The 5,785-nt window shown below is 61.2% G+C and carries 5 protein-coding genes, 5 tRNA genes and 1 riboswitch; of the genes, 1 reads left to right on the plus strand and 9 read right to left on the minus strand.

Annotated features, from left to right (window positions below):
* The 9 genes from GWP04_12390 to GWP04_12430 all read right to left on the minus strand — a co-directional run.
* Window positions 1-870 (minus strand): hypothetical protein (locus GWP04_12390; GenBank protein ID NIA26341.1); only part of this gene is annotated, 870 nt, incomplete at its 3' end.
* Between the two features lie 16 nt (window positions 871-886).
* Window positions 887-972: riboswitch (cyclic di-GMP riboswitch) on the minus strand.
* 133 nt (window positions 973-1,105) lie between these two features.
* On the minus strand, window positions 1,106-2,377 hold the full coding sequence (clpX, locus tag GWP04_12395) for an ATP-dependent Clp protease ATP-binding subunit ClpX (GenBank protein NIA26342.1): 1,272 nt from the start codon (window positions 2,375-2,377) through the stop codon (window positions 1,106-1,108).
* On the minus strand, window positions 2,377-2,994 hold the full coding sequence (gene clpP / locus GWP04_12400; protein NIA26343.1) for an ATP-dependent Clp endopeptidase proteolytic subunit ClpP: 618 nt from the start codon (window positions 2,992-2,994) through the stop codon (window positions 2,377-2,379). Before clpP ends, clpX begins: the two co-directional genes overlap by 1 nt.
* Window positions 2,991-3,368: a hypothetical protein gene (locus tag GWP04_12405; protein ID NIA26344.1), complete on the minus strand. Its 378-nt coding sequence runs from the start codon at window positions 3,366-3,368 to the stop codon at window positions 2,991-2,993. The genes clpP and GWP04_12405 overlap by 4 nt, the downstream gene beginning before the upstream one ends.
* A complete protein-coding gene (tig, locus tag GWP04_12410) occupies window positions 3,230-4,330 on the minus strand; it encodes a trigger factor (protein NIA26345.1) in 1,101 nt (366 codons plus the stop codon). The genes GWP04_12405 and tig overlap by 139 nt, the downstream gene beginning before the upstream one ends.
* Window positions 4,331-4,379: 49 nt before the next feature.
* Window positions 4,380-4,456, minus strand: a tRNA-His gene (locus GWP04_12415).
* A 20-nt stretch (window positions 4,457-4,476) separates the two neighbouring features.
* A tRNA-Arg gene (locus GWP04_12420) sits at window positions 4,477-4,549 on the minus strand.
* A 24-nt stretch (window positions 4,550-4,573) separates the two neighbouring features.
* Window positions 4,574-4,644 (minus strand) — tRNA-Gly (locus tag GWP04_12425).
* 33 nt (window positions 4,645-4,677) lie between these two features.
* Window positions 4,678-4,751, minus strand: a tRNA-Pro gene (locus GWP04_12430).
* Between the two features lie 852 nt (window positions 4,752-5,603).
* Here GWP04_12430 and GWP04_12435 point away from each other — a divergent pair.
* Window positions 5,604-5,680, plus strand: a tRNA-Lys gene (locus GWP04_12435).
* Window positions 5,681-5,785: the final 105 nt, after the last annotated feature.

Below are 5,785 nucleotides of genomic sequence, written 5' to 3' on the forward strand. Positions count from 1 at the left end.
CGGTGCCGTCGTGGTCGTCGTCGGTGCCGTCGTGGTCGTCGTCGAAGGTGGCGTCAATTCGTTGGTGAACGTACACGTAACCGACTCGCCTTCCGCCAAGTCGATCGCTGCCGGATCAGACTCGTCCGAACACGTCGCAGAGGTCAGCGCCCAGTCCTCACCGGGCAACGACGTTTCCTTTACGTCGTAGATCCCGGCGGACAGGTCGTCGAACGTCGTCGAGGCCACCCCCGACACCGTGGTCAGACTGAAGTCCAAATCGTCCAGAGCATCCGAATGGAACCAGAACGTCCCATCACCGTTGACCGTCTTCTTCACGATCGTGATTGAGCCGGTCTCAGGCTCCTGTACTGGAACGAACGCTGCGCAGACCGGGTGGATCGAGTTCGCATAGGTCTCGGGATCGCCAGAAGTCGGCCAGAACGCATGACGCGCCCAGAGCTGTGTGAGGTCCGGAACGAGAGCGTCTGTGTCGACCTGCTGCGAAAGGAAGTCCTGATCGTCCGGCAGGTCATCGATGATGCCTGAAAGGAACGAAGGAGTAACCCCCGAGACCATCGAACGGTCGGCCAGGCGCCACTGCTCGTGTGCTTGCGACTGAGGCGATGCACCATCGTGGGGATCGTACGAGTACAAGTAGATGTCGTACCGTCCTGCCGGAATCGACACCGCGACCGGCCCGGTCTCGGCATCCGCCTGCGTCAGATCGGAACGTATCATGTGCGTACCCAGATCGATGACGATTCCTTGCGTGAAGGGGCACGTCAGATCCGGCTCTTCCGTCTGCCCCCATGCAGGAACTGCCAGAAGCCCGACCAAGAGCACCATCGTGGCAACTGCGGCGCCCCACCTCAATAGACCCTTTTTCATTTCCGCCTCCTTGCCATGAGGGGCGGGCCGGTCTCACCACTAGCTCACTTCGATTCTTGGTGACCGCAAAACGAACCGAAGGTCAAGGCCTCCCATTTCTAGCCCCCGACCACTGATTGTGGCCGTACAACCATCCTATGTCACTCAGCGGGCGATTTCAAGTATATAACTACCCAACATGTCACATTGAGTCTACGAACTCACCACAGAGGGTGGAATAGGTCTCGCGACCCGTTCAGGCGGAGCGCTCGGTCGTGGTGTCGGGCCCGAGTTCGGTCAGCGGGACCAGCGTCGGGTTGACACGCTCTGCAACGACTTTCTTGTCGATCAGCACACGGCCAACGTCCTTGCGCGACGGCAGGTCGTACATCGTGTTGAGCAGTACCTCTTCCATGATGGCCCGCAGACCTCGTGCTCCGGTGTTGCGGCTGAGTGCCTGGCTGGCGATCGCCACGAGCGCATCGTCGGTGAACTCCAGCTCGACACCGTCCAGTTCGAAGAACCGGGTGTACTGGCGCACCAGGGCGTTCTTCGGCGCCTCGAGGATCTCGATCAACGCGTCTTCGTCGAGATCGTCCACGGTCGCGACCACCGGAAGGCGGCCGACGAACTCGGGAATCAAACCGTATTTGATGAGATCCTCGGGCAGTACCTTCCCGAGAAGCTCGGAGGCCCGATGCTCTTCACGTGTTCGGATGTCGGCTCCGAAACCGACGGCCCTGTTCCCGATCCGACTTCCGATGAGGTCTTCGAGGCCTGCAAAGGCACCGGCGACGATGAACAGCACGTTCGTCGTGTCGATCTGAATGAACTCCTGGTGCGGGTGCTTGCGACCACCTTGGGGCGGAACCGACGCCATGGTCCCTTCGAGGATCTTCAACAGCGCCTGCTGGACGCCTTCACCGGACACATCGCGGGTGATCGAAGGGTTCTCCGACTTGCGGGCGATCTTGTCGATCTCGTCGATGTAGATGATCCCCTGCTCTGCCTTTTTCACATCGAAGTCCGCTGCCTGGATCAGCTTGAGAAGGATGTTCTCGACATCCTCACCCACGTACCCGGCCTCGGTGAGCGCGGTCGCGTCGGCGAGTGCGAACGGAACGTTCAGCAGCCTGGCCAGTGTCTGGGCAAGCAGTGTCTTGCCACAGCCGGTCGGGCCGATCAGCAGGATGTTCGACTTCTGCAGCTCGACATCCTCTTTGTTCTCGTTACCGGCCTGCACCCGCTTGTAGTGGTTGTAGACGGCGACCGACAGGACCTTCTTGGCGCGATCCTGTCCAACGACATAGTCCTCGAGGAATTCGTAGATCTCATGTGGCGTTGGCAGCTCGGTGATCCCAACGGTCTCTTGTTCAGTGAATTCCTCGGCGATGATCTCATTGCACAACTCGATGCACTCGTCGCAGATGTAGACGCCAGGCCCGGCGATCAGCTTGCGGACCTGCTTCTGTGACTTGCCGCAGAAGCTGCACTTCAACAGTTCACTGCCTTCACCGAACTTCGCCATTACGCTCCCGTCACCGCGGTGAGCTCTCGCCGCGAGAGAATATCGTCGATGATCCCATAATCCTTCGCCTCCTCGGCGAGCATCCAGAAGTCCCGCTCGGTGTCCTCGGACACCTTCTCCATGGTCTGGCCGGTGTGATCGGCGAGAATCTGATTGAGCTGCTCACGCATCTGCATGATGAGACGAGCCTGAATCTCGATGTCGGACGCCTGGCCCTGGGCGCCGCCCGACGGTTGGTGCAGCATCACGCGGGCGTGTGGCAGCGCGAACCGCTTGCCCTTTTCCCCACCGGCAAGGATCACCGCCGACGCCGAAGCCGCCATGCCCATGCACACGGTCGTAACGGCCGGCTTGATGTACTGCATCGTGTCGTAGATCGCGAACAGCGACGTGATCGAACCGCCCGGAGAGTTGATATAGAGGTACACGTCCTTGTCGGGGTCTTCGCTCTCCAGGTGCAACAGCTGCGCCATGATGAGATTGGCGACGGTGTCGTCAATAGGAGTACCGAGGAAGACAATGCGATCTTTCAGCAATCGGCTGTAGATGTCGAACGCACGCTCACCTCGACTCGTTGATTCGACAACCGTTGGGACGATGTAGTTCTCGGCGTTCATTCCGTCTCCTCTACCGGCTGATCGTCGTCCTTCGTCCCTTCGGGAATCAGGACGATCCGGCTTCCGTTCTCGTCGATCGGGACCGCTGCGTTCACGAGCGTCTCGAGCGCCTTGCGACGCAGGATATCACCGCGCACGACATTCTCTTGTTCACCGAACTCGGCACGGAACTCCTCCGGCTCCCGACCTGCTTGTCGAGCGAGCGAACCCATCACTTCGGCAACGTCTTCTTCGGTCACCTCGATGCCTTCTGCCTTGGCAATCGCGTTGAGCAAGATGTCGGTTCGCACGTTACGGTCGGCCCGACTGCGAAGGTCACCGACGAACGCCTCTTCGTTCTGGCCGGTGACCCGCAGGTAGTCGGCCAGCGAGATCCCTTGTCCTTCGAGCTCATGGGCGAAACGGTGCCCATCTCGGCTCCGATGACCCCTTCGGGAATCTCGAGTTCCATCTCATCGAGAAGCTGCTGGAGGATTCCGTTGCGAAGCTGCGTGATCGAGCCGGCGCGTTTGACCTCTGTCATCCGTCGCTCCAAGTCACTGCGCATCTCCTCCACCGTTTCGAACTCGGTGACATCGGAGACCCACTCGTCGGTCAGATCGGGCAATCGCTTCTCCTTGACCTCCTTGACGAGGACCCGAAAGGTGACCTGCTCGCCGACCCTGTCGCCGAAACCGGCAGGAAGTGGGCCGTCGAACTCGACGATGTCGCCGGCCTTCTTGCCGATGATATGCTCGTCGATACCCTCGATGAACGAGCCGGACCCCGCCTCGAGCAACAGGTCGCCGGCCGTGGCGTTCTCGACCGGCTCGCCGTCGAGAGTGGCACTCAGGTCGATCGCAACGAAATCACCCTCCACGACCGGACGGTCGACCGTCTCCAGTTCGGAGAACTGGTCACGCATCCGGTCGATCTGAGACCGCATCTCTTCTTCGTCGACGTCGGGGACATTGACCTCGACCTCGCGGTCACGAAACTCGGGGACCGTGTCGAGTTCTGGCCAGAGGGTCACTCTGACCTGCACTTCGATACCGTCGTCGACGTCCTCGATCTTGTCGACACTCGGGTTCACCGCAGGAACGAGTCCGCACTCGTTGAGCGCTTCGGCAATCAACGCCGGAAGGAGATCGTCGATCGCGTCGCTTCGCAGTCGCTCCCCACCGACCACGGATTCGACGACTCTTCGCGGCGCGCGGCCGGGTCGGAACCCTTTGATCTTGACTTCGCGTGACAGTTTGCGTGCCACCCGGTTCTCTGCTGCAAGCAGCGTCTCGCTGGAGACCTCGAAGGTCATCAGTTTCTCGAACGGACCTGCGTCCGTGACGTTGGTACTCAACCTCGTTACCTCGCTTTAACGGGAAGACGGCGCGCTGACGCCGTCTCTTTGGGGTGGCCGACGGGTTTCGAACCCGCGACCTCCGGGACCACAACCCGGCGCTCTATCCAACTGAGCTACGGCCACCATGTGCGAACCGAACCCGGCGCCCCCGGGAGGATTCGAACCCCCGACCAAGAGCTTAGAAGGCTCCTGCTCTGTCCTCTGAGCTACGGGGGCAGATTCCATTCGGTCGGTCCGCAGAGCGGGTGAAGGGAATCGAACCCTCATGACCAGCTTGGAAGGCTGGGGCTCTACCATTGAGCTACACCCGCGTCGGCCGCAGGATAGTGCGGCCTCCGCGTACGTCGGGCTGGCCGGATTTGAACCGGCGGCCCCCTGCTCCCAAAGCAGGTGCGCTGCCAAACTGCGCCACAGCCCGTACTGCCGACAAGCGCTGCCGGCGTGCGCCATTGTGCCACGTTGCCCGGCGGCGACAAGCCGGCCGAGCGCTGGTTCCCGGATGTCACACCCCTGCGATACGGTGCACATGTAAAGTCCCTGGCACCAACCGGCCTCCTGCGACAGGCTTCGACATGGGGCGACCTGTCCCGTTGGGAACGCGCCGAACTGGGACGTGCCCTCCGCCGGCTCGGATGGAGCTACGGCGAGATCATGGATCTCATCCCGGTCCCGAAGGGGACACTGGCCGGATGGTGCTCTGGGATTCGTCTGAGCAAAGGGGCTATCGCAGCCCTCGGATCTCGAACACGAAGCCAACAAGGGGTGCCCCGGGATACTCGACACCGACGGCGAGTGCAGATCGAGCGCATCCGCCTTGCATCCAAGGCGGAAACCAAACTCCTCTGCACCGACCCTTTGTGGGTCACCGGGACTGCTCTCTACTGGGGCGAGGGCGGCAAAGCGAAGACAATGCTGTCACTCACGAACGCTGATCCAAGAGTCCTGCGTGTCTTCCTGGCCTGGGTTCGCAGGCATCACGATCCAAGTGCCGAATTCGTGCTCTCACTCCACCTGCACCAGGGAAACAGCGATGGAGCGGCCAAGGCCCACTGGGGAACGGTCCTGAACCTCCCTGATCCCGACTTCCACAAGACCTTCATGAAACCGGCTGGGACGGGATACCGAAAGAACCGGCTTCCACATGGGATCTGCCGTGTCACTGGTGCGACGGAGCACGGACGCCTGGCACCGCACCATGGGATGGATCGACGCTCTGGCGGTCATGGGATTGGAGGGAGAGAACGTCAAACGTCTATCCTCTTCTTCCTCTGGGTCGCTAGCTCAACCTGGCAGAGCAACGGACTCTTAATCCGCAGGTTGTGGGTTCGAATCCCACGCGACCCACCACCAGACCAACAAGTGCCTTGGCCGGTGACGTTCGGGGTGTCGATGCCGAGGCAGGGGCGTCTGGTCGCAAGGCCGCACAACGAAGGCGCACCTGCAGGTGCGTCG

It is taken from the genome of Gammaproteobacteria bacterium, assembly GCA_011682695.1.
Lineage (GTDB): Bacteria > Actinomycetota > Acidimicrobiia > Spongiisociales > UBA4744 > BMS3Bbin01.

What these genes read in the sequence shown, in the direction of transcription:
- clpX (NIA26342.1), bottom strand. Translation starts at nt 2,377, where the DNA reads ATGGCGAAGTTCGGTGAAGGCAGTGAACTGTTGAAGTGCAGCTTCTGC.
- clpP (NIA26343.1), bottom strand. Translation starts at nt 2,994, where the DNA reads ATGAACGCCGAGAACTACATCGTCCCAACGGTTGTCGAATCAACGAGT.